The organism is Ralstonia sp. VS2407, assembly GCF_052950655.1.
This window is the reverse complement of the sequence record NZ_JBRFVG010000292.1, coordinates 1-455: the sequence shown is the minus strand read 5'-3', so window position 1 is coordinate 455 and position 455 is coordinate 1. Positions and strand designations below refer to the sequence as shown.

The following is a 455-nucleotide window of genomic DNA, read 5'->3' as shown; positions in this document are numbered from 1 at the left end:
GCCTGCGTGTGTTTACCGGATCGAACAGGACAGCCAGCGATGGATCCGGATGGCGTCGCTCGATACGCCGGCGCGCGTCGGCGCGCCGAGCAGCACGACCGTTTCGCGGCGGCCTTTCACGCGCATGCGCATCACGACGCCGTGCCCCGATTCGTTGATGAAGCCGGTTTTCTGCAGCCGGATCGGCAGGCGGCGGTAGCGCACGAGCGGGTCGGAATTCACGTACACGAGTTCGCCGTCGCCGGGGCGCACGGTGGTCGACAGATCGGTCGAGAAATAGCGGATCAACGGATCCTGCGCGGCCGCGCCGACGAGCCGCGCGAGATCTTCCGCGGTCGATACGTTGTGCGGCGACAGGCCGGTGGGCTCGCGGAAGTGCGTATGCCGCATGCCGAGCCGACGTGCTTCGCGGTTCATCGCCTTGACGAACGCGACGCGCCCGCCCGGATAGTCGC

General features: G+C 67.9%; 1 pseudogene. It reads right to left on the bottom strand.

Going from position 1 to position 455, the window contains the following annotated elements:
- Window positions 1–12: 12 nt before the first annotated feature.
- Window positions 13–455 (bottom strand): annotated as a pseudogene (locus ACU8YE_RS25120) (serine hydrolase); the annotation flags it as partial.